Source organism: Tritonibacter sp. SIMBA_163 (assembly GCF_046535935.1).
GTDB classification, from domain to species: domain Bacteria; phylum Pseudomonadota; class Alphaproteobacteria; order Rhodobacterales; family Rhodobacteraceae; genus Epibacterium; species Epibacterium scottomollicae.
Genome location: NZ_JAWJBP010001101.1, coordinates 1 through 244, shown reverse-complemented (window position 1 = coordinate 244; position 244 = coordinate 1). Strand labels below are relative to the sequence as shown.

Annotated in this window: 1 protein-coding gene; it reads right to left on the bottom strand. The window is 68.9% G+C overall.

Translation table 11 applies throughout. The features are described 5' to 3' along the window. Positions 1-202 (bottom strand): SDR family NAD(P)-dependent oxidoreductase (locus tag R0J92_RS25740; protein WP_411053778.1); only part of this gene is annotated, 202 nt, incomplete at its 3' end. Between the last annotated feature and the right edge of the window lie 42 nt (positions 203-244).

Below are 244 nucleotides of genomic sequence, written 5' to 3'. Positions count from 1 at the left end.
CCGCGCAAAAGCGATCAAACGCCGCCTCGACCTGCGCGGGCTGGGTGACATCCGCAGTCAGCACCACGGCACGGCGATGCCCCGCGGCGATCTCCGCCAGCACCCCCGCACGCCGTGCCAACAGGCCGACCACCCAGCCCTCCGCGAGGAACAGCTCCCCGGCTGCGCGGCCAATACCACAACTGGCGCCGGAGATGAGGATTGATGGTGTCGTACCGGGGCCTCTTCTTCCTGGGCTACCCTT